General features: G+C 54.9%; 21 protein-coding genes. 9 read left to right on the top strand and 12 right to left on the bottom strand.

All coding sequences use genetic code 11. The annotated features are described in order from the left end of the window. Positions 1-2: 2 nt before the first annotated feature. Entirely contained in the window at positions 3-899 is an 897-nt protein-coding gene (rfbA, locus tag RHM61_RS02530; protein WP_322249564.1) for a glucose-1-phosphate thymidylyltransferase RfbA, read from the bottom strand. Then, positions 896-1,963 carry a dTDP-glucose 4,6-dehydratase gene (rfbB, locus tag RHM61_RS02525; RefSeq protein ID WP_322249563.1) on the bottom strand — a complete coding sequence of 356 codons (1,068 nt, stop codon included), beginning with the start codon at positions 1,961-1,963 and terminating at the stop codon, positions 896-898. Before rfbB ends, rfbA begins: the two co-directional genes overlap by 4 nt. Before the next feature lie 367 nt (positions 1,964-2,330). Here rfbB and grpE point away from each other — a divergent pair, with 367 nt between their 5' ends. The 9 genes from grpE to RHM61_RS02480 all read left to right on the top strand — a co-directional run bounded on the left by grpE (position 2,331) and on the right by RHM61_RS02480 (position 11,512). Beyond that, positions 2,331-2,900: a nucleotide exchange factor GrpE gene (gene grpE, locus RHM61_RS02520; protein ID WP_322249562.1), complete on the top strand. Its 570-nt coding sequence runs from the start codon at positions 2,331-2,333 to the stop codon at positions 2,898-2,900. A 226-nt stretch (positions 2,901-3,126) separates the two neighbouring features. Then, positions 3,127-5,073, top strand: a complete 1,947-nt coding sequence (gene dnaK / locus RHM61_RS02515) for a molecular chaperone DnaK (RefSeq protein ID WP_322249561.1) — start codon at positions 3,127-3,129, stop codon at positions 5,071-5,073. Positions 5,074-5,206: 133 nt separating this feature from the next. Then, positions 5,207-6,337, top strand: a complete 1,131-nt coding sequence (gene dnaJ, locus RHM61_RS02510) for a molecular chaperone DnaJ (protein ID WP_322249560.1) — start codon at positions 5,207-5,209, stop codon at positions 6,335-6,337. 221 nt (positions 6,338-6,558) lie between these two features. Then, positions 6,559-7,164, top strand: a complete 606-nt coding sequence (locus RHM61_RS02505; RefSeq protein WP_322249559.1) for a chalcone isomerase family protein — start codon at positions 6,559-6,561, stop codon at positions 7,162-7,164. Between the two features lie 101 nt (positions 7,165-7,265). Continuing rightward, the gene (gene can, locus RHM61_RS02500; protein WP_322249558.1) at positions 7,266-7,934 is read left to right on the top strand and encodes a carbonate dehydratase; all 669 of its coding nucleotides are present in this window, start codon (positions 7,266-7,268) and stop codon (positions 7,932-7,934) included. Between the two features lie 9 nt (positions 7,935-7,943). Further along, entirely contained in the window at positions 7,944-9,482 is a 1,539-nt protein-coding gene (locus RHM61_RS02495) for a cryptochrome/photolyase family protein (RefSeq protein ID WP_322249557.1), read from the top strand. Between the two features lie 20 nt (positions 9,483-9,502). Continuing rightward, positions 9,503-10,279, top strand: a complete 777-nt coding sequence (locus tag RHM61_RS02490) for a glycosyl hydrolase (protein WP_322249556.1) — start codon at positions 9,503-9,505, stop codon at positions 10,277-10,279. Between the two features lie 310 nt (positions 10,280-10,589). Continuing rightward, a complete protein-coding gene (locus RHM61_RS02485) occupies positions 10,590-10,820 on the top strand; it encodes a TIGR02450 family Trp-rich protein (protein WP_322249555.1) in 231 nt (76 codons plus the stop codon). Further along, positions 10,817-11,512, top strand: a complete 696-nt coding sequence (locus RHM61_RS02480) for an SDR family NAD(P)-dependent oxidoreductase (protein ID WP_322249554.1) — start codon at positions 10,817-10,819, stop codon at positions 11,510-11,512. Before RHM61_RS02485 ends, RHM61_RS02480 begins: the two co-directional genes overlap by 4 nt. Positions 11,513-11,527: 15 nt before the next feature. Here the strand turns inward: RHM61_RS02480 and kdpE are convergent, their stop codons facing one another. The 10 genes from kdpE to RHM61_RS02430 form a co-directional block, all read right to left on the bottom strand. Then, positions 11,528-12,223, bottom strand: coding sequence for a two-component system response regulator KdpE (kdpE, locus tag RHM61_RS02475; protein ID WP_322249553.1), 696 nt, complete (start codon positions 12,221-12,223; stop codon positions 11,528-11,530). 2 nt (positions 12,224-12,225) lie between these two features. After that, positions 12,226-14,934, bottom strand: coding sequence for a DUF4118 domain-containing protein (locus tag RHM61_RS02470; RefSeq protein ID WP_322249552.1), 2,709 nt, complete (start codon positions 14,932-14,934; stop codon positions 12,226-12,228). 74 nt (positions 14,935-15,008) lie between these two features. Then, the gene (gene kdpC / locus RHM61_RS02465; RefSeq protein ID WP_322249551.1) at positions 15,009-15,578 is read right to left on the bottom strand and encodes a potassium-transporting ATPase subunit KdpC; all 570 of its coding nucleotides are present in this window, start codon (positions 15,576-15,578) and stop codon (positions 15,009-15,011) included. A 15-nt stretch (positions 15,579-15,593) separates the two neighbouring features. Beyond that, complete coding sequence (gene kdpB / locus RHM61_RS02460) at positions 15,594-17,675, bottom strand: potassium-transporting ATPase subunit KdpB (RefSeq protein ID WP_322249550.1); 2,082 nt, start codon at positions 17,673-17,675, stop codon at positions 15,594-15,596. Positions 17,676-17,693: 18 nt separating this feature from the next. Beyond that, entirely contained in the window at positions 17,694-19,499 is a 1,806-nt protein-coding gene (gene kdpA / locus RHM61_RS02455; RefSeq protein ID WP_322249549.1) for a potassium-transporting ATPase subunit KdpA, read from the bottom strand. Beyond that, positions 19,499-19,588, bottom strand: a complete 90-nt coding sequence (gene kdpF / locus RHM61_RS02450) for a K(+)-transporting ATPase subunit F (protein ID WP_322249548.1) — start codon at positions 19,586-19,588, stop codon at positions 19,499-19,501. Before kdpF ends, kdpA begins: the two co-directional genes overlap by 1 nt. Next, positions 19,585-19,677, bottom strand: coding sequence for a potassium ABC transporter ATPase (locus RHM61_RS02445; protein ID WP_322249547.1), 93 nt, complete (start codon positions 19,675-19,677; stop codon positions 19,585-19,587). The genes kdpF and RHM61_RS02445 overlap by 4 nt, the downstream gene beginning before the upstream one ends. Positions 19,678-19,810: 133 nt before the next feature. Further along, positions 19,811-20,581, bottom strand: a complete 771-nt coding sequence (locus tag RHM61_RS02440) for a TorF family putative porin (protein ID WP_322249546.1) — start codon at positions 20,579-20,581, stop codon at positions 19,811-19,813. Between the two features lie 158 nt (positions 20,582-20,739). Further along, positions 20,740-21,387: an ABC transporter ATP-binding protein gene (locus RHM61_RS02435; RefSeq protein WP_322249545.1), complete on the bottom strand. Its 648-nt coding sequence runs from the start codon at positions 21,385-21,387 to the stop codon at positions 20,740-20,742. Further along, on the bottom strand, positions 21,384-22,091 hold the full coding sequence (locus RHM61_RS02430) for an ABC transporter permease (RefSeq protein WP_322249544.1): 708 nt from the start codon (positions 22,089-22,091) through the stop codon (positions 21,384-21,386). The genes RHM61_RS02435 and RHM61_RS02430 overlap by 4 nt, the downstream gene beginning before the upstream one ends.

Below are 22,091 nucleotides of genomic sequence, written 5' to 3'. Positions count from 1 at the left end.
TTTTAAAAAGCCTTTTTATCCAACAACTGCAGCAAATAACGGCCGTATTCATTTTTCTTCAGTGGCTGCGCCAGTGTTTCAAGCTGGGCGGCGCTGATGTAATTGCGCCGGAATGCGATTTCTTCCGGGCAGGCTACCTTGAGCCCTTGACGTTTCTCTATGGTTGAGACAAATTGGCCGGCTTCGAGCAGCGATTCATGGGTGCCGGTATCAAGCCAGGCCATGCCACGCCCCATCAACTCGACCGTCAATTGTCCCTGTTGCAGGTAGACATTGTTGACATCGGTAATTTCCAGCTCACCGCGCGCCGATGGTTGGATCGCAGCCGCGATGTCGCATACTTGCGTGTCGTAAAAATACAAGCCGGTGACGGCATAATTCGATTTTGGCTTGAGTGGCTTCTCTTCTATGCTGATGGCTTGGCGGTTGGCATCGAAATCGACCACGCCGTAGCGTTCCGGATCTTGCACGTGGTAGGCAAACACGGTCGCCCCTTCAGTACTGTTGTCGGCGCTGCGCAGTTGCGCATCGAAGTCATGACCGTAGTAAATATTATCGCCAAGAATCAGTGCCGACGGTGAATTGCCGACGAATTCCTTACCGATGATGAAAGCTTGCGCCAAACCATCGGGTGAGGGTTGCACCGCGTACTGTATCGAAATGCCCCATTGCGAACCGTCGCCAAGCAATTCGGCAAAGCGCGGCGTGTCTTGTGGTGTCGAAATGATCAGAATATCGCGGATGCCGGCTAACATCAACGAAGTCAGCGGATAGTAAATCATCGGCTTGTCGTACACCGGTAGTAATTGTTTCGATACCGCCTGAGTGACCGGATACAAACGGGTGCCGGAGCCGCCAGCTAAAATAATTCCCTTGCGTTGCGATTGGTGCAGACTCATAGCGCTTCCTTATTGTTGTATTGCATATCGACCCACTTGGTGTACTCGCCTGATTGCACTTGGCTGACCCATTCATCATTAGCGAGGTACCAGGCGACGGTCTTGCGCAGGCCGGTAGTGAAGGTTTCGGCCGGCTTCCAGCCGAGTTCGCGTTCAATTTTGCGTGCATCGATCGCATAGCGGCGGTCATGCCCGGGGCGGTCGCCGATGTGTTTGATCTGATCGCGATAGCTGCCGACTGCTTTGGCTTGCAATTCATCGAGTAAATCGCAGATGGTATGCACCACGCTCAGATTGGTTTGTTCGTTCCAACCGCCGACGTTATAGGTTTCACCGAGGCGACCGGCTTCGAGTACGCGGCGGATAGCGGCGCAGTGGTCGGTCACATACAGCCAGTCACGTACTTGCAAACCATCGCCGTAGACTGGCAAATCTTTACCGGCGCACGCATTGGTGATGATCAGCGGGATCAGTTTTTCCGGGAAATGGTAGGCACCGTAATTGTTCGAACAATTCGTCGTCAGAACCGGCAGACCGTAGGTGTGGTGGTAGGCGCGTACCAAATGATCGGACGCCGCTTTCGAGGCTGAGTACGGGCTATTCGGCGCATACGCGGTGGTTTCCGAGAACGGCGGGTCTTCGGCCGACAAGGTGCCATAAACTTCATCGGTCGACACATGCAAAAAGCGGAAGGCGCTGCGTTCCGGTTCGGGTAAGCCGTTCCAGTAGGCGCGGCTGGCTTCGAGCAGGGCAAAGGTGCCGTTGACATTGGTGGTGACAAATTCGGCTGGGCCGAGTATCGAACGGTCGACATGGCTTTCAGCGGCAAAATGTAGAATCGCGCGCGGGCGATGTTCGGCAAACAAGGCTGACAGCTTGGCACCGTCACAAATATCGCCCTGCACGAACAGGTGGCGCGCATCGTCGCGCAGGCTGGTGAGATTATTCAAATTGCCGGCATACGTCAATTTGTCGTAGTTAAGAACTGCTTCATCAGATTGAGCCAGCCAGCTCAGGACAAAATTGGCACCGATAAACCCGGCACCGCCAGTGACGAAAATCATTCCAGACTCCTGTAATAAGGATTAATAATGCATTGAATGTAGTTAGCCTGCAATTTTACCTGAATTCAAGCCCACTGAAGCAGAACGCTGTGCTTGATTATGTTGAAAATACAATTTTTTTGCTTTGGAAAAGCTTTTTCCGGCTGCCCTTGCACGCTTTTTAAAAATAGCCTGTGCCTCATGCTTGTCATGGCATAAAATCGCAGCAGCACAAATGGGTGGGGTCGGTTGCGCAGTGTGCAGCCTGTGATTTGCTTGACACGTACTCTATCGTGTAAAAAAATCCAGTAAAGACGCACTTTTTCTCTTGAAAAAGGCGCTGATCGCCCCAAATGCTAGAAAATATGTCATTGAATGGAGAGTAAGGATGCAAGATCAGGAAAATCAAGCAGTCGACCAACATGCCAACGCAGCGGCCGAGCCGCTGATCGACAGCGTTGCGGCAGAAGCGGCGAGCGAAGAAGTGAGTAATTTGGCTACTGAGCAGGCCAAGCTCATCGCCAGCCTTGAAATGAAACTCGCTGAGATGCAAGACGCCTTCATGCGCGCCAAGGCTGACGGCGAAAATATCCGTCGCCGGGCGCAAGAAGATATTTCTAAAGCGCACAAATTTGCCATCGAAGGTTTTGCCGAAGCCATGGTGCCGGTGAAAGATAGCCTGGAAATGGCACTGAAAGTGGAAACTCCTTCGATTGATTCGCTCAAAGAAGGCGTGGAAATGACGCTCAAGCAACTCAGTTCAGCCTTCGAAAAGAACCGCTTGCTCGAAATCAATCCGCAAGCAGGTGAAAAACTCGATCCGATGAAGCATCAAGCCATTTCCATGGTGCCGGCGGAACAAGATGCCAATACGGTGGTAACAGTATTGCAAAAAGGTTACAACATTGCTGACCGCTTGCTGCGTCCGGCTTTGGTCACGGTAGCGCAAGCGAAGTAAAGCAAGTTGCAAGCGTCGGTCGGGACGGGAGCTTGCAGCCGATTGTCCTATATCAAAGGACAGGCATGAAAAGTGTAAAAAAGCCGCAAAATCTCCTTGAAAAGCGGGTTTTTTGCCAAATATCCGAAACAGACGAGTCTTTGACGGTGCCGATGAACAGATCGGACCAGCCAAGTGATTCACCAATATTGTCATATAAATAAAATCTAAATTCTGAGGGAAAATCATGGGAAAAATGATTGGTATTGATTTGGGTACAACCAACTCCTGCGTCGCCATTATGGAAGGCGGCCAGCCGAAAGTCATCGAGAACGCCGAAGGCGCGCGCACTACGCCGTCTATCATTGCGTACCAAGAAGATGGCGAAATCTTGGTCGGTGCTTCGGCCAAGCGCCAGGCAGTGACGAATCCTAAGAACACGCTGTTTGCGGTGAAACGTCTGATCGGCCGTAAGTTTGAAGAAAAAGAAGTGCAGAAAGACATTGCACTGATGCCGTACACGATTTCCAAAGCCGACAATGGCGATGCTTGGGTTTCGGTACGCGATAAACGCTTGGCACCGCCACAGATTTCGGCAGAAGTGCTGCGTAAGATGAAAAAAACGGCCGAAGATTATCTCGGTGAAGAAGTGACTGAAGCCGTCATCACGGTACCGGCTTACTTCAACGATGCACAACGTCAAGCGACTAAAGATGCCGGTCGTATCGCTGGTCTCGATGTCAAGCGCATCATCAATGAGCCGACTGCGGCAGCGCTGGCGTTTGGCTTGGACAAAAAAGAAAAAGGCGACCGTAAAATTGCCGTGTATGACTTGGGCGGCGGTACTTTCGACGTCTCCATCATCGAAATCGCCGACGTTGACGGTGAAATGCAGTTCGAAGTCTTGTCGACCAATGGCGACACCTTCTTAGGTGGTGAAGATTTCGATCAGCGCATCATCGATTTCATCATCAGCGAATTCAAGACCATCAATGGTCTCGATTTGTCGAAAGATCCTATCGCTTTGCAACGCATCAAAGCGTCGGCAGAACGCGCCAAGATCGAATTGTCGAGCGCGCAGCAAACTGAGATCAATGAGCCGTACATCGCCATGGCCAATGGCGCACCGGTTCATCTGAATCTGAAAATTACTCGCGCCAAGCTCGAAGCCTTGGTGGAAGAACTGATCAAGAAAACCATCGAACCATGCCGCATGGCGATCAAAGACGCCGGCGTCAAAACTTCCGACATCGATGACATCATCCTCGTCGGCGGTATGACACGTATGCCTAAGGTGCAGGAACTGGTCAAGGAATTCTTCGGCAAAGAACCGCGCAAAGACGTCAACCCAGATGAAGCAGTGGCGGTAGGCGCGGCGATTCAGGGTTCGGTCTTGTCCGGTGATCGCAAAGATCTGTTGTTGCTCGACGTTACTCCACTGTCACTCGGTATCGAAACCTTGGGTGGCGTGATGACCAAGATGATCCAGAAAAACACCACGATCCCGACCAAGTTCAGCCAAGTCTTTTCGACTGCGGACGACAATCAGCCGGCCGTGACGATCAAAGTCTTCCAAGGTGAACGCGAAATCGCCGCCGGTAACAAAGGCCTCGGTGAATTCAATCTCGAAGGCATTCCACCATCGGCACGCGGTACACCGCAAATTGAAGTAACCTTTGATATTGATGCCAACGGTATTTTGCATGTCGGTGCCAAAGACAAAGCTACTGGCAAAGAAAACAAAATCACGATCAAAGCCAATTCCGGCCTGACTGAAGAAGAAATTCAGAAAATGGTCAAGGATGCCGAGTTGAACGCCGAAGAAGATAAAAAGGTCAAGGAATTGGCTGAGTCGCGCAATCAGGGCGATGCACTGATTCATTCGACTAAAAAAGCGTTGGCCGAACACGGCGAAAAACTCGAAGCTGGCGAGAAAGAGAAAATCGAAACAGCGATCAAAGAACTTGAAGATGTCTTGAAATCGGGCGATAAGACCGAAATCGATACCAAACTCGGCGCTTTGTCGACCGCTTCGCAAAAACTCGGCGAAAAAGTCTATGCTGATATGCAAGCGCAACAGGCTGCGGCCGGTGCGGCCGGTGGTGCAGCGGGTGCCGCGCCGGGTGCTGAGAGCAAAGCAGCTGACGACGATGTGGTTGATGCTGATTTCAAAGAAGTGAAAGACAACAAGTAATCCCTAGTCTGACGGGGCGCGCTGGAGTCATACTCTGTTGCGCTCTTGTCATCACTCGCCGGGTGGCTCGCGCAAGCGGTGCCGGCCCGGCGTTTGCGCTTAAGTCGGCGCTTATTAAAGAGGTTAACAAGAGATGGCGAAGCGTGATTTTTATGAAATTCTCGGAGTCGGTAAAAACGCCTCAGAAGAAGAAATCAAAAAGGCTTATCGCAAGCTGGCGATGAAATACCATCCGGACCGCAATCCGGATAACAAGGCCGCGGAAGAAAAATTCAAAGAAGGCAAAGAAGCCTACGAGATGCTGTCCGACAGCCAGAAGCGTGATGCTTATGACCGTTACGGTCACGCCGGTGTCGATCCGAATATGGGTGGCGGTGGTGGCGGTGGCAATGGTGGCGGTTTCGCCGATGCCTTCGGCGATATCTTCGGCGATATCTTCGGTGGCGGCGGCGGTGGCCGTCGCAGCGCCGGTCCGCAGGTATATCGCGGTGCCGATTTGCGTTACAACTTGGAAATCAGCTTGGAACAGGCTGCCAATGGTTTCGACACGACTATCCGGGTACCGAGCTGGGATGGTTGCGACACCTGCCACGGCTCCGGTGCCAAGCCGGGTACCTCGCCGGTCACTTGCACCACCTGCGCCGGACATGGCCAGGTACGCATGCAGCAAGGGATGTTCAGTATTCAGCAAACTTGTCCTAAGTGCCATGGCACTGGCAAGATGATTCCGGAACCATGTCCTACTTGTGCCGGTGTCGGTCGTATCAAACGCAACAAAACTCTGGAAGTCAAAATCCCGGCCGGGATTGATGACAGCATGCGCATTCGCTCTTCCGGTAACGGTGAGCCCGGTGTTAACGGTGGCCCGCCGGGCGACTTGTATGTGGAAATTCACATCAAGCAGCATCCGGTGTTCCAACGCGAAGGCGACGATCTGCATTGCGAAATTCCGATTTCCTTTGTCAAGGCAGCGCTGGGCGGCGATATCGAAGTTCCCACTTTAAGTGGCAAAGCTTCGTTTACCGTGCCGGAGGGTACCCAGTCGGGTAAAACTTTCCGTTTGCGTAGCAAGGGCGTCAAAGGGGTACGTTCCGGTTATGCCGGCGACTTGTTCTGCCACGTCGTGATCGAAACGCCTGTGAAGCTGACGGATAAACAGAAAGATTTATTGCGCGAGTTTGAGTTGCTGACGGTAGAAGGCGGTGCCAAGCATAATCCACAGAGTAAAACCTGGATGGATAAAGTCAAAAAGTTCTTTGAGTAAAACCTGCGCCACACAAGGCGCACGGGAAAAAACCTGCCAGATCTTGATCTGGCAGGTTTTTTTTTAGAAGAAGTGCTCGGGAAATGAGCACAGCAAACAATGAGGGATAAGGTAAGCTAACCGACCACCCTGACAAACTGTCGAGTGGACCATATAACAGGACGGCGTACACCGGAGCATACCGGTCAGCAGCGCTGCCACATCCTATCCGGAGACATGTAATGAACTACCACGCTTACCCTCGCTGTATCCTGGCGCTGTTGCTTGCTGTCAGCGCTACCTTGTCAACTGCCACCGAAGTCGCCGGCATCAAGCTCGATGACACGGTGCATGTGGCCAATACCGAATTGAAACTCAATGGTGCCGGCATCCGCTACAAGGCGATATTCAAAGTCTATGTGGCCGGCCTGTATTTGACCGAGAAAAAAACCACGGTTCCTGAAGTGCTGGCCGCAGCCGGGCCTCGACGTGTCACCATCGTCATGTTGCGCGACCTGAGCAATGAAGATTTTGGCCGTGGTTTCATGGATGGCATTCGTAAAAATACTGATAAAGTCGAAAAATCAAAACTGACGTCGCAATTTCTGCGTTTCGGCGAGCTGTTTGCTTCGGTACCGGAACTGAAAAAAGGCGATATCATGACCAATGATTGGATTCCTGGCGTGGGCACCATCGTTTCTTTGAATGGCAAAAAAATGGGCGAACCGTACCCCGATATCGCATTTTACAACGCCTTGCTGCGCATCTGGCTCGGTGAAAGCCCGGTCGACAGCGGTCTCAAGAAAGCCATGCTGGCCGAGAGCGAAGGACGCAGCACCTTCCGTTAATCTGCCCGACAGCGACCGGACTGATATAGTTTGCGCCAAGTCCGGGCGCAGCGCGGCCAGAAAGGTTAAAATCACGCCTGTTTCAAATACAGGGCCAGATGATGACAGACCAAATGCGTAAAGAATTAAGTCCAGCGCAACTATTCGAAAATAATCGACTGTGGGCTCAGGCGATACGCAGTAAAGATGCTGATTTTTTCAAAAAACTCGCCGCCCAACAAAATCCTGAATACTTGTGGATAGGCTGCTCTGACAGCCGAGTGCCGGCCAATGAATTGCTCGGCTTATTGCCCGGAGAATTATTCGTTCATCGCAATATCGCCAATGTCGTCGTACATTCCGATCTTAATTGCCTGTCGGTTTTACAATTTGCCGTCGACGTGCTCGGCGTGAAACATATCATTATTTGTGGTCATTATGGCTGCTCCGGCGTGCATGCTGCCATGACCGGACGACGCGTCGGCCTGGCCGATAATTGGCTGCGCCATGTGCAAGACGTGCATCAAAAGCATGAACGGTATCTCGGTGAAACGCTCTCCATGCGTGAACGCAGTGAGCGTTTATGTGAACTCAATGTGATCGAACAAGTCGTCAATGTCTGTCAAACCACAGTAGTGCAAGATGCCTGGTTACGTGAGCAGCCCTTGACTGTGCACGGTTGGGTCTACGGCTTGCAAGATGGTTTGCTCAATGAATTGGGCATGTCGATTGCCTCACAAGACGTGCTGGCGGCACAAGTTGAAGCGAGTTTGTTGCGCTATCAAGCCTAGGAGCTGACGATGACCGCCACCACCAGTCGCCTGCGCCTGATCCTCGGTGATCAGTTGTCGCCGCAGCATAGTTGGTTTCGACAATGCGATGAGACGATTTTGTATGTGCTCATGGAATGTCGCTCCGAAACCGATTATGTGCTGCATCATGCACAAAAAATTCTGGCCATCTTCGCCGCCATGCGTGATTTTGCGCGTCAGTTGCAAGCTGCTGGCCATCGCGTTCACTATCTGGCCATCGATGACGTGGCTAACCGTCATAGTTTTGCTGGCAATCTTGATCTGCTGCTGGCGCAGTATGCGGCCAACCATATCGATTACCAAGCTCCTGATGAATATCGGCTAGATCAGCATCTGGCGGCGTATCGTCCGGACGGTGTCAGCGTGAGCATGGTCGGCAGCGAACACTTCTATACCGAGCGTGATAGCGGCACGCAATTGTTTGCCGGACGTAAGAAATGGTTGCAGGAGCATTTTTACCGCAGTTTGCGCAAACAATACCGGGTCTTACTCGATGATGACGAGCAGCCGCTCGGCGGCCAGTGGAATTTTGATGCCGACAACCGTGGTAGCTGGAAAGGTGTGCCGGCTGAGCCGGTCGACCGCCGGCCACGGCATGATCATAGCCAATTATGGCAAACCATCACAGCCGCCGGCGTGGCCAGTTTCGGTGCGCCGAATGCCGAACAATTCGGCTGGGTATTGAATCGTAGCGAAGCGCTGCAGCAGCTTGATGCTTTCATCGAGCATGGCTTGCCCTATTTCGGGCAATTTCAAGATGCCATGAGTGTGCATGCCTGGCGTATGTTTCATTCGCTGTTGTCGTTTGCCCTCAATACCAAGATGCTCGCCCCTTACGAAGTGGTGCAAAGGGTCGAGGCCGCGACACGCGCCGGCCACGCCCCGCTGGCGGCGGCCGAAGGCTATATTCGCCAGATCCTCGGCTGGCGCGAATACATACGTTGCGTGTATTGGGCGCGCATGCCCGGCTATGAAGAAGAGAATTTTTTTCAGCACCAGCGGCCGCTGCCGAGTTGGTTTTGGAGCGGTGCGACCAAGATGCGCTGCGTGGCGAGCGTGCTGCAACAATCGCTGCAACAAGCCCATGCGCACCACATTCAACGCTTAATGGTGATTGGTAACTTCGCCTTGTTAGCCGGCTTGGACCCGGCCGCCTTACACCGCTGGTATCTCGGTATTTACATCGATGCCTTCGAATGGGTGGAATTGCCCAATACTCTGGGCATGAGCCAATTTGCCGATGGCGGCATGCTGGCGACCAAGCCCTATGTCAGTGCCGCCGCCTACATCGATAAAATGAGCGACTATTGTAAAGGCTGCCATTACGATAAGAAGCAGCGTATCGGTGAACGCGCTTGTCCCTACAATGCCTTGTACTGGGATTTTTTCAGTCGCAATGAAGATAAATTGGCGAGCAATCCGCGCATTGGCATGGTGTACCCACAATTGCGTAAAATGGATCCTGACATGCGTCAACAAATCACCGCGCAAGCCGAGTATTGGCGTGTCAATCTTGAGCAGTTGTAAGCGTCTGTCTGGAAACAAATATGCCACGAGCAAACCAACACTTTCTCTTGATCGCCGCATTGTTGACTGCGGCGACACTGTGCCAAGCGTATGAAGATCCGGTGCAGCCCGAACATGGTGGTAATAAAAAAGGCCTCGGGCTGGCAGAGAAAAGCGGTCTCGGTGCGGCGCAATTAGAAGCGCTGCAGCTTAGTTGGTTTTATAACTGGAGCGCGCAAACGGCCATCACGACTCCGGTCAAATTTGTACCGATGATTTTTTCTCCACGCAGCCTGAATCAGCCCATCCATACCGATACGGTGCTCGGCTTTAATGAGCCGGATAATGCCAAACAAGCGGCCTTGTCCGTGCCCGAGGCGCTGCAATATTGGCCGCAGTTGAGTCAAAAAGCCGCAAGGCTCGGCAGCCCGGCGATGGCCGGTAATCCCGTCAGTGGTACGTGGCTGCCGGCCTTCATGAAGGCTTATCCCAAAGTCGATTTTGTGACCGTGCATTGGTATAAAGGCATCGACGCCAAGAAATTTATCAAGGATATTCAAGCCGTCTGCGACACTTATGGCAAACCGGTATGGGTGACGGAATTCGCGCCCTCTACGGCGGCTAACGGTCGTCTCCATCCCGATAAATTCAGCCAGGCAGAAGTCAATCAATTCATCCGCACGACGGTGTCGTGGATGAATCAGCAAGCCTGTGTGCAGGCATTTGCCTGGCATGATGCCAAAGTCGGTAGTTCGGCTTTGTTTGATCAGCAGGGTGCGCTGACGGCGACAGGGAAAGCATATGCGCAGGCCAATTGATGTGTGCACTCCTGTGAAAGTTTGAGCGATATCGTAGCTGATACTCCCAAGTAGGTATGCCAGCTTGTCTGCAAAACACGCCCTGTCATACGCAAAAATCGCGCATCCCTTACAATCGACACATGCCTGTTATCATGCATCAACACTTCCTTGCCACATTGATCAAAAATCTGACTAGGGTTTGAAACCCCGGCCTTCAGGCCGGTGAGCGACGAAGGAGCGACGCGATGGGAGGGGATGCAAACCCCTTCCAGAGTCTTTTCCATCGTCGCTTGCGACGATCCATTAAGTTGTTAAAGAAGGACAATTCATGCACGCCACGCAAGTGAAAAAAATGCTGCAGTCGAAATGGACTGCACTCGACATCGTCGCCAAACAAAAGCATTTTCTGGTCACGCGCCTGATCACGCCGGACGCACCAAACACCCCAGACGCGCCCATCGAACAGCTAGAAATCGAAGCGGTGTACAGCGGCGCACGGCGCATCGTGCCATGGCAATCGCTGCTCGATGAAACGCAATGGCGGCGCGGATGGCTATGATGCTTACTTCCTTCCCTACGCCACTGCGCGCACTGGTGATCGGTTCCAGCGGGGCTATCGGTAGTGCTTTCGTCGAGTTACTCAGCCAAGCCGGTGCCGAGCTGACGGCGCTGCACCGACATTCCGAGCCAGCGCTGGACTTCGCTGATGAAGCCGGCATCGCGGCGGCAGCCGCAGCCGTCAGCACGCGCGGCCCGTTCCATCTGATCATCAATGCCAGCGGCCTGCTGCATACCGAGCAATTCATGCCCGAGAAAAAACTGGCCGAACTCAGTTATGCGCAACTGCGTGCTACTTTCGAAGCCAATACCTTCGGGCCGGCGCTGCTGATGCGGCATTTCAGCCCTTTGCTCGATCCGCAGCGCGGCGTGATGGCGCTGCTGTCGGCCAAGGTTGGCAGCATCAGCGACAATCGTCTCGGTGGCTGGTACAGTTATCGCGCCTCGAAAGCGGCGCTCAATATGCTGATCAAAACTGCTGCGATAGAATTGCGTCGCACCGCACCCAACGCGGTGCTGCTGGCACTGCATCCCGGTACCGTCAGCTCGGCGCTGTCGCAACCGTTTCGCGGCGGTGCCGGTGCGCGTCCGGCGCTGGTGGCGGCGGCGGAAATGCTGGCCGTCATCGATGCTAAAACGGCGGCGCAATCGGGGCGCTTTTATGCTTACGATGACAGTGAGTTAGCTTGGTGAGTGCAGGCGCGGCGCTTATTGCGTGATCAGGCGATAACCGACCCCGGTTTCGGTCAGAAAGTACTTGGGCTGAGCCGGTTGCTGCTCGAGTTTTTGGCGCAGATTGGCCATATAAATACGCAGATAGTGGCTGCTCTCAGAGTGGTTCGGCCCCCATACCTCCTTGAGTAATTGACGGTGCGTCAGGACTTTGCCGGCGTTGCGTGCCAAAACACACAGCAGCCGGTATTCGAGCGGGCTCAGATGCACGGCCAGCCCGGCCCGTGTGACGCTGCGCAGGGAAAAATCGATAACGATATCGCCGAAGATAAAATTCGCATCGGCCAGCGCATTGAGCGGCTGACGTCTACGCATATGGGCGCGGATACGCGCAATCAATTCTGCCGCGCCGAACGGTTTGCTCAGGTAATCATCGGCACCGGCATCGAGCGCCGCCACTTTTTCTTGTTCCAGGGTGCGCGCCGAGAGGACGATGATGGGCACGTCACTCCAACTGCGCACATCGCGGATGACGGCGATGCCATCCATATCGGGCAGGCCGAGATCGACGATGAGTAAATCCGGTTTGCGCGTGGCGCAAGTGATCAAACCTTGCTTGCCGGTTTCACTTTCATACACTTGCATGCCTTCGGCTTCCAGCGCGGCGCTGAGAAAACGGCGTATCTGTTTTTCATCCTCGATCAAGACAATGTGAATTTTACTTTCGCTCATGGCTATTCGGTTTCTATTTCAGGAGCATTCCCGAGTGGCAGTGAAAAATAGAAGCGGGCACCACCTGAGTGGCCATCCGTGCCCGGTAAATCTTCCGCCCATATTTTACCGCCATGCGCGCTGATGATGCCCGCGCAAATCGCCAAGCCCAAGCCGACGCCGGGGCTGGCTGATTCCATAGTACCGCGCGTGAATTTTTCAAAAATAGGCACCCCCACCGGCAACCCCGGGCCATGGTCAGTGACACTGACCCAGACTTCGGCGGCATGTTTGGCGGCGCTGACGCTGATGCTGCCGGCCCCGTATTTGGCCGCATTTTCGAGCAGATTGCACAAGACCCGTTCCAATAATACTGCGTCGAAGTATAGCAGTGGCAAATCGGCTGGAATCTGCGTCTCTACCGGCCAGCCGGTGAGGCTATGGCGGCAGGCCCGCAGTGCGCTGCCGACCACTTCTTCGAGTGGTTGCCACTGGCTGTTCAATTGAATTTTACCTGATTGTAAGCGTGCCATATCGAGCAAATTGGCGACCAAGCCGCTCATCCGCAGCGCTTCTTCGTGAATCGCCCGGCTCAGTTCGGCACGCGTGGCCGGTGCCAGCTCGCTTTGCTCGTGCAAGGTGCTGGCCAAGCCGACGATGGCGGTCAGTGGCGTGCGCAAATCATGCGAAATGGCCGATAGCAGAGAATTGCGTAGCCGTTCGGCTTCGATGTTGAGCAGGGCGTCCTGCGCTACCTCGACATAATGGACACGTTCCAGCGCCAGCGCGATCTGACCGGCGAAGGTATCGAGCAATTGCTGCTGTTCCGGTTGAAAAATTTGCTCGGGATCGAGCGGGGCAATGGCTAACACGCCGCGGGTGCGCATCGGCGCTTGTAGCGGCAAATACAGCACGGCATTCGAGGGCAACGTGGGCGTGCCAAGCCCGGCCGGCTGGGCATGTTGATACACCCACTGCGCTACGCTGTTGTCGAGTTCTGTCAAGTCGGCGGCATGGCTGCCGGCGACGATGGGGTCGCGTACATTCTCATGACTATCGGGTAGCAAGACGGCGATGCGGGCATGGAAAATCGGTGCCAGATGGGCAATGCTGATTTCCAGAATTTGTTCCACCATCAGCGCCCCCGAGAGCGCACGCGTCATGGTGTAGAGCGCATCAGCGCGGCGTTCGCGCGACTGCGCGATGCGTGCTTGAAAATGCAGATTGGCCATCAGATTACTGATAGTCAGAGAAACGGCCAACATGATCACGAAAGTGAATAAATACTGGCTGTCGCTGACACTGAAAGAAAAACGTGGTGGCACGAAAAAGAAATCAAACGCCGCCACACTGAGAAACGAGGCGAGTACCGAAGCGCCACGGCCGAAGCGTATCGCCACGAACACCACCGTGAGCAAGTACAGCATGACCACATTGGCTAAATCAAAAATATGTGTCAGCCCGGCGCAGACCAAGGTGGCAGCGAGACACAGTGCGGCGCTCCACAAATAAGCGCGGATGCCGGTCGGGGTCTTGCTTTCTCCACTTAAAAAATAGGCTGCCGCCATGCCGCCGCGACTGCTGCCGACCACCTGGTCATGCCCCACCATCACCACATCGATCGTGCTGCTGCGGTTCGCCAGTTCGTCGGCCAAACTGTTACGCAGTAAGCGTTGCCACAGCGGGCGCAGCGACTTGCCGACCACCAGCTTGGAAACATTGCGACTGCTGGCATAACTGAGTAATAAAGTTGGCAGATGTTCACCGGCCAGAGTAGTCGTTTCGGCTCCGAGTTCCTGCGCCAACTTGAGCGTCTTGACGATGGCTTCGCGCTGTACCTTGCCGAGATTTTGTAACTGCGGCGTTTCGACATAGACGGCGATCCAATCGGCCCGCAAGCTCGCGGCCAGGCGTGCCGCGCCGCGTACTAACTTGCTGGCGCTGGCATCGGGACCAATGCAGACCAGCAGCCGCTCTTTGGCTTGCCAAACTTGATTGATAGCTTGGTCGGCGCGGTAATCGCGCATTTGCACATCGACTTGATCGGCGGTACGCCGCAGCGCCAGTTCGCGCAAGGCGATCAGATTACCTTTACGGAAAAAATTTTTCGCCGCGCGCTGCGCCTGCTGTTCCAGATAAACTTTGCCATCCTTCAAACGCCGCAGTAATTCATCGGGTGGCAGATCGACCAGGGTAATTTCATCGGCTAAATCGAAAAACTGATCGGGTACCGTTTCCCACACGCGCACGCCAGTGATTTGGCCAACCACATCATTGAGCGTGGCTAAATGTTGAACATTGACGGTGGTATAGACATCGATGCCGGCCACCAGTAATTCTTCGATATCTTGCCAACGCTTGGCATGGCGCGAACCGACGACATTCGAATGCGCCAGCTCATCGATCAAAATCAGCTCGGGGCGGCGCGCCAACGCAGCGTCGAGATCGAATTCGGCGAGAAATTTTTGTTTGTATTCGATCTGTCGCAGCGGCAGCAGCGTCAACTCGCGCGTCATTTGCAGGGTCTCTTGGCGGCCATGCGTTTCGACTACCCCCACCACGACATCGACACCAGTCTTGATTTGCGCATGGGCGGCCGCCAGCATCGCATAGGTTTTGCCGACGCCGGCGCAGGCACCGAAAAAAATCTTTAAGCGGCCACGTTGCTGCTTGTGTTCTTCGCGTTGAATTTTATCGAGCAAGGCATCGGGATCGGGGCGCGCGGTCATCATTACTGCTCATCATAGTAGGATTATTCGGGTGCCGGCGCAGTTATGCACCAGCGTAGGACTTAGCTTAGCGCAGCTTACCGCATTTTATTGAGTGCCAGATTCAATTCCAATACATTCACGCGTGCTTCACCGAACAAGCCTAGTTGCGGGCCGACGCTGTGTTCGGCGACCAGTGCAGTGATTTGCGCCGAACTGCGGCCCCGTGCCCGCGCGACGCGAGCAATTTGATAGGCCGCTGCGGCCGGACTGATTTCAGGGTCGAGGCCGCTGCCGGAAGCCGTCACCAAGTCGACCGGAATCGCCAAGGTATTACTGGGATCGGCGGCGCGCAGCGCTTTGATGCGCTCTTCCAGCGCTGCTTTGAGGGCCGGATTGGTCGGACCCAGATTGGAGCCGCCGGAAGACATACCATTGTAAGCAAAGGTTCCGGCGGCCGAAGGCCGACCCCAAAAATACTCAGGAGCGGAAAAATTTTGGCCGATCAGGCGTGAACCGACGACCTTGCCATGCTCGATGATGAGGCTGCCGTTGGCTTGATCACTGAAGGCCACTTGGCCGATGCCGCTGACTACCAGCGGGTACAGTAAGCCGGTGAGACAAGAGAGGGTGAAGAAGGAAACCAGCAGGGGACGTAAGAGTTTCATGATGATGATTCCTGTTTATACCAGACCGAACAGCGTCAGGATGAGGTCGATGAGTTTGATGCCGATGAAGGGAACGATCAGACCGCCGAGACCATACACCAGCAAATTGCGACGCAACAGCAGGGCGGCACCGAGGGCGCGATATTTCACTCCTTTTAACGCCAAAGGAATTAAAAACACGATGATGAGGGCATTGAAAATCACCGCCGACATGATGGCGCTGGCCGGGCTGCTGAGCTGCATCAGGTTGAGGGCATTAAGCTGCGGGTAAGTGCTGGCGAAAGCGGCTGGAATGATGGCGAAATATTTCGCCACATCGTTGGCGATACTGAAGGTCGTCAGCGAGCCGCGCGTCATCAGCATTTGCTTACCGATTTCGACGATCTCGATCAGCTTGGTCGGGTTAGAATCGAGATCGACCATATTGCCGGCTTCCTTGGCCGCCTGGGTGCCGCTGTTCATCGCTACGGCGACATCGGCCTGGGCCAAGGCCGGTGCATCATTGGTGCCATCACCGGTCATCGCCACCAGTTTGCCTTCGGCTTGATACGAACGGATCAGTTTGAGTTTGTCTTCCGGCGTTGCTTCGGCCAGAAAATCATCGACGCCAGCTTCAGCGGCAATCGCCGCCGCGGTCAAGCGATTATCCCCGGTGATCATAATGGTTTTGATACCCATTTTGCGCAATTCGGCGAAGCGTTCTTTGATGCCGCCTTTGACGATATCCTTGAGCTCGACCACACCCATTACGCGTTGATCGTCGATTACTACCAAAGGCGTGCTGCCTTGACGGGCCACTTGCTCAACCCGTTCGGTGACAGCCAGCGGGAAGCTGTGGCCGAGGGCGGTAAAGTAGCTGCGGGTGGCTTCAACTGAACCCTTGCGTATCGCACGCTGCACGCCGCCCTGCTGCAGATCGACGCCGCTCATGCGGGTTTGTGCCGTGAAGGGAATGAATACCGCGCCGAGCGCGCCGATATCGCGTTCCCGGAGCGCGAATTTTTGCTTGGCCAGAATCACAATGCTGCGGCCTTCCGGTGTTTCATCGGCCAGTGATGACAATTGTGCGGCATCGGCCAATTCATCTTCGCTCACGCCCGGTGCTGGATAAAAGGCACAGGCCTGACGATTGCCGAGGGTAATCGTGCCGGTTTTATCGAGCAATAATACATCCACATCGCCGGCCGCTTCCACCGCCCGGCCCGAAGTGGCAATCACATTGGCCTGCATCATACGACTCATACCGGCGACACCGATGGCTGACAGCAAGCCGCCGATGGTGGTAGGAATCAGGCACACTAACAAGGCCACCAGTACCGTAATGCTGACCGCCCGGCCGCCGCCCGACGCGAGCACACCGAATTGCGAAAATGGCAGCAGGGTGACGGTTGCCAGCAGAAACACAATCGTTAAGGCCACCAATAAAATGGTCAGGGCGATTTCATTCGGGGTCTTTTGACGTTTCGCCCCTTCCACCATGGCGATCATACGATCGAGAAAGGCCTCGCCGGGATTGACCGAGACGCGCACGATGATCCAGTCCGACAGCACCTTGGTGCCGCCCGTGACGGCATTGAAATCGCCGCCCGATTCACGGATCACCGGTGCCGATTCGCCGGTAATCGCCGATTCGTCGACCGAGGCCACGCCTTCGATCACTTCAGCGTCAGCCGGCACCACATCGCCGGCTTCGATCAAGATGATATCGCCCTTACGCAGACTGGCACCACTGACCAGCATTTGCGTCGCATCGCGTTTGGCTACATTGAGCTTTTTGGCGCGCACATCTTGCTTGGCACCGCGCAGTGATTCCGCCTGGGCTTTGCTGCGCCCCTCCGCCAAGGCTTCGGCGAAGTTGGCAAACAAGACCGTAAACCATAGCCACAGGCTGACCGCCAGGATGAAGCCGGCCGGCGCTTCACCCTCGGCGATAAAGGCTTGTACCGTCAGGGCTGTGGTCAAAATACTGCCGACGTAGACCACAAACATGACCGGGTTTTTCATTTGAATTTGCGGCTGCAGCTTGCGCAAGGCATCGACCATCGCGGGTTTGACGATGCTCGCAGTGAGCAAAGACAGTTCGTTTGTATGACTCATATTTTGCTTTCTGAAATTCTAGTGCGACAGCATGATCAAATGTTCGACCACCGGACCGAGCGCCAGCGCCGGGATATAGGTGAGGGCACCGACGATGACGATGGTACCGAGCAGCAGCATGACGAACAGCGGACCATGGGTAGGCAGTGTGCCGGCGGTAGCAGTCAGGCGTTTTTTGCGCGCCAAGGAGCCGGCGGTGGCCAGAATCGGGATGATGATACAGAAGCGTCCAAACCACATGGCAATGGCCAGCATCACGTTGTAATACGGCGTATTACTGGAGAGACCGGCAAAGGCGCTGCCATTGTTATTCGCCGCCGACACGAAGGCATACAGAATTTCACTGAAACCGTGTGCACCGGGATTGGCGATGCCGGCCACGCCAGCAGCCAGACTGACTGACAGCGCGCTGCCGACCAACACCAACAAAGGGCCGATCAATATGGTGATGGCGATCATCTTGATTTCGAAGGCTTCGATTTTCTTCCCCAAATATTCCGGTGTGCGACCGATCATCAGGCCGGCGATAAACACCGCCAGAATCGCGAAAATCAACATGCCGTACATACCGGCACCGACGCCGCCGAACACTACTTCCCCGAGCTGCATCAATACCAGTGGCACCATGCCGCCCAGCGGTGTGAAGGAATCATGCATGGCATTGACGGCACCGCAGGATGCGGCCGTGGTAATGGTGGCAAACAAGCCCGAAGCGGCGATGCCGAAGCGGCTTTCCTTGCCTTCCATATTGCCGCCCGCTTGCATCAGGCTCATGCTTTGGTCGAGGCCGAGTTGCGTGAACAAGGGATTACCCTGTTGTTCGGCATACATGGCGGTGCCGGCGAGAGCGACAAACAAGACGCTCATGACGGCGAAAATCGCCCAACCCTGACGCCCATCACCGACCATCAAACCGAAGCTGATGCAGAGCGCGGCCGGGATCAGAAAAATCGCCAGCATTTGCAAAAAATTAGTCAGCGGCGTTGGATTTTCAAACGGATGCGCCGAGTTGGCGTTGAAAAAGCCGCCGCCATTGGTGCCGATCATTTTAATCGCTTCTTGCGAGGCCACCGGACCCATAGGTAAAGTCTGGGTGGTACTGCTGTGCGCTTGCAGCAAGGGTGCACCGGCGGTATCGAGCATGGGTGTGCCAGCAGCGTCGACTTGTGGCGTGCTGTAAGCGAGTTTTTCCACGGTGTGCGCGGTTTCATAAGCGCTGAAATTTTGGATCACGCCTTGGCTCATGAAAGCAAGGGCAAACACCAAGGCCAGCGGCACCAGCAGGTACAGCGTGCCGCGTGTCAGGTCGACCCAGAAATTGCCGATGCCAGCCATGCTGTGACGTGCAAAGCCACGTATCAAGGCGATTGCAACGGCCAAACCGGTGGCGGCAGAAAGAAAATTCTGTACCGACAGACCGAGCATCTGCGTCAGATAACTCATGCTCGCTTCCGGCGTATAGCCTTGCCAATTAGTATTGGTGACAAAGCTGATGGCAGTATTGAAAGAGGAATCGACGCTGACTGCCGGGAAGGCTTGCGGATTCAAAGGCAGTTGCAGTTGCAGACGTTGTAGTCCATATACCGCCAACACCCCGAGCAGGTTGAAGGCGAGGACGGCGATGGCATACTGCTTCCAGCTCATTTCCTCCTCGGCGCGGATGCCGCCAAGTCGGTATAACAGCCGTTCCAGCGGCTGCAGCAAGCGTGTCAGCAGGTTGCGTTCGCCTTGCATGACTTGCTTGATATAGCGTCCCAGCGGCACCGCCAGGATAGTCAGCACCGTCATGTACAAGGCGATTTGGAAAAAAGCAGAATGGTTCATCAGAAGGCCTCCGGTTTGAGCAAGGCATACACCAAATAGATGAACAACAAGGCGGCGGCTACGGCCGCGATCAGTTGAAACAGGCTCATACGCCGCCTCCGAGCAGGCTGCAGCCGGCAATCAGGCCAAAGCTGCTGGCGGCGAACACGGCGATGCCGGCCAAGTATAAAAATTCCATAAGGACTCCGTGAGAGTGGTGACAGTCAGCACACAATAAGCAAACGTCGGTAAAGATGTCGTATAGCTTGGGCGCTGTGGTGTAAAGATTGTGTAAACGCCCAGCGCGCCTTACTACCGCGACGATGTTGCCGTCAGAAGCTTTTGCTCAGCATCAGAACCAGTGCGTTCTTACCCATGAATTTGCCATTGACCGGGGAAGCATAAAAGGTCTGATCAGCATTCGTGCCTACCGCTGCGATGCTGAGTACCGCGCCGTCGAGTTGCGTGACTTCTTGTGACAGGCCGATTTTGAAATCATGGTAACTGGCGACAGCGCTGTTGATCCCATGGACTTTCTGGTAACCGACATGCAGATTGAGGACCAGCCCGGGGCGCAGGTCGATGTTGGCACCAACATCGAGATAGCCGCTGTGTTTGCTGTCGACCAGACCGAACAAAGGTGTGCTCGCGTGCGAGTACTTCAGATAAGCCGGGCCGACCCCGATTTGGCCGTAAATTTCCAAGGTATTGGCATCATTGAGGCCGACTTGATCGAGATGGTTATGCACATAGAGATAGCCGAGCAAGCCGACATCATAAGAAAGCGCGGCATTGATCTGGCCCTTTTTACCGACGTACACATCCCATTCCAGTGGTGTGCTGCCAGCCGCCGGCGTATCCTTGATCCAGCTGATCGTCGATAACCAGGTGCCGGCATACAAACCGCTGGGATTGTGGTTGATATCGGCGCCGCCTTGTGCCGCCGCTTGCAGACGAGTTTGCGAGATGCCACGATAGCGGTAGTCGCTCGTCAGGGCAGCATTAAAGCTCAGTTCGGTCTCGGCTTTGACTTCGTCGGCCGCCGCAGCAGCAGTGGCAAACAGCGTGGCGCACAGCGCCAGCATTGGTAAGGCGTGGTTCATGAAAAAATCCTGTCGTTAGCACCGCATGGGTGGGAATCGACAGCATAGACAGTGCCATATCAAGATAGTGCAAAGAGCGCGGGCGTCAGTATATAGATGGTGTTAAGGAAGCGCAGAATTTAATCTACCTCCTTGTACCGCATGCAAGCTGCGTCTCCTTAACGCATTTCGAGCTGACCGTCGCGTAATTTCCAACGCTGCACGTCGGGCAGGGCAATCAATTCGCGGTCGTGGCAAACCAAGACCACGCTGCTGCCGGCCGTGGTTAAAGTGGCGAGTAGGGCGATGACTTGTTCGCGTGCGCTGCCGTCGAGGTTGGCAGTCGGTTCATCGAGCAGCAGCAAGCGCGGTCGCAGCACCAAGGCGCGTGCCAGTGCGACGCGTTGCTTTTCGCCGCCCGACAGCGTGCTCGCGGCCTGATCTTGTAAATGCATAACGCCAGCCCAATCCATCGCTTGTTCGACGCGCGCCGCGCAATCCGGCGCGGCCTGCAAACGCAAACCATAGGCGATGTTGGCGGCCACGCTGCCGGAAAACATCAAGGGATGCTGATGCACATAGACGACTTCTTGGCGCAGCCGGCGCGGGTAGGGGGTAAGCGCACAGGCTTGGCCATCGTAGTGACAACTGCTGATGCTGGCGCTCTCGAGGCCGGCCAAGATGCGCAGCAAACTGCTTTTGCCACTGCCATTCATGCCCGTCAGTATGTAAGTCTGAGCATGGGCGATGCGTAGTTCTTCGATGTCGAGCAAGCGACGCGTGCCGAAGGATTTGCGGATTTCTCGCAAGTGTAGCAAGGGCTTCATTGTCCTTGCTCCGCGTGACTGGTATCGCCTTGCAAGAGCATGAGGGCGGCATTGAGCAGCAAGGCCAGCACGATCAGCACCAGGCCCAAGGCAATCCCGGCGGCGAATTCGCCCTTGCTGGTTTCGAGTGCAATTGCCGTCGTGATGGTGCGGGTCACGCCAGCGATATTCCCACCGACCATCATGGCGCAACCGACTTCCGACAACACCCGGCCGGCACCGTTGATGACCGCCGCCATCACACCGAAGCGTACTTCGTACAAAATTTTCACCATCACTTGCCAGCGTGTGGCACCGAGTGTAACGGCGGTTTCTGCCAAGCGTGGATCAGCCGCCTGCACCGCGCTGAGGGTGAAGGCAGTCAGCACCGGTATGGCAATCAGCGCTTGCCCGGCGATGATGCCGGATTGGCTGAACAACCAGTGCCAATTGCCAAGCGGGCCTTGCCGACTCAGCAGTAAATACAATAACAAACCGATTAGTACGGTCGGCAGCGATAAGGCTGCCTGCACCAGCCAAATCAGAATACGGCGGCCGGCAAAGCGATGGCTGGCGATCAGGTAGCCGCCGACGATGGCCGGTGCCAGTGCCAGACACAGGCCGATCAGTGAGGTTTTCAGCGTGACGGCGATGATGGTCCATAAGTCTGCATCTCCTGTTAATAACAGGAACAAGGCTTGCCGAACCGCCGCGCCGATTTCCAT

It is taken from the genome of Undibacterium sp. CCC3.4 (assembly GCF_034347425.1).
GTDB lineage: Bacteria > Pseudomonadota > Gammaproteobacteria > Burkholderiales > Burkholderiaceae_D > Undibacterium.
Note: the sequence above shows the minus strand (reverse complement) of the source record. Positions and strands in the feature narration are given on the sequence as shown.